The 284-nt window shown below is 66.9% G+C and carries 1 protein-coding gene; it reads right to left on the bottom strand.

The window, feature by feature from the left end:
• Positions 1 to 239: hypothetical protein (locus CKW40_RS44310; RefSeq protein ID WP_210200217.1), on the bottom strand; the 239-nt coding region annotated here is incomplete at its 3' end.
• Positions 240 to 284: the final 45 nt, after the last annotated feature.

Genomic DNA, 284 nt, shown 5'->3' with positions numbered 1-284 from the left:
AGGTCCGTGCTGCCGTCAAACACGTGCACCGAGGCCACGCCATTGCTGTCGCTCACCGTACCGGAAAGCGCCAGCGTGTTGTCCTTGGTCAGGCCGCCGCTGCTGATCGTCGAGGTCAGCCCGGTATTGGTGCCGATCGTCGAGCTGATCGTCTCGATCGGCGCCGTGGTGTCGACCGTCGCGCTGATTGCCGCCGTCGTCGTGCTGTTGCCGGCGTTGTCCACCGCCTTGGCCGTCAAGCTGTGCGCTCCGTCCGACAGCGCGGCGGTCGTGAGCGTCCAGGT

It is taken from the genome of Mesorhizobium carmichaelinearum (assembly GCF_900199455.1).
GTDB classification, from domain to species: domain Bacteria; phylum Pseudomonadota; class Alphaproteobacteria; order Rhizobiales; family Rhizobiaceae; genus Mesorhizobium; species Mesorhizobium carmichaelinearum.
The sequence above is the reverse complement of the archived record's forward strand: the minus strand, read 5'-3'. Positions and strand labels throughout refer to the sequence as shown.